At 60.4% G+C, this 273-nt stretch carries 1 protein-coding gene; it reads right to left on the bottom strand.

The annotated features are described in order from the left end of the window. The coding region (locus AACY19_RS27620) for a hypothetical protein (protein WP_339454672.1) at nucleotides 1-273 on the bottom strand (273 nt) is incomplete at both ends.

Genomic DNA, 273 nt, shown 5'->3' with positions numbered 1-273 from the left:
GCAGGTCGTATTCGAAGGCCAGTGGGTGTTGCTGGCCGTCATCGACGCCGACCAGACGACCGAGACGGTCATAGCGGTATTCGATCTGGATGCCGTCGGGCAAGGTCTTGACCAGCAGACGTCCGGCGGCATCGCGTTCATAACCCGTGACTAAAACCGAGCCGTCATCACCGAACTCGGTCTTTTCCAGCAGGTGACCATTGAGGTCATAGGCGTAGCTCGTGCGGCGGCCGTCGAAGCCGGTTTCCTGTCGGATCAGTCCCGTGGGTGTGT

The organism is Pseudomonas sp. EA_5y_Pfl2_R50 (genome assembly GCF_963970475.1).
Classification (GTDB): Bacteria; Pseudomonadota; Gammaproteobacteria; order Pseudomonadales; family Pseudomonadaceae; genus Aquipseudomonas.
The sequence above is the reverse complement of the archived record's forward strand: the minus strand, read 5'-3'. Positions and strand labels throughout refer to the sequence as shown.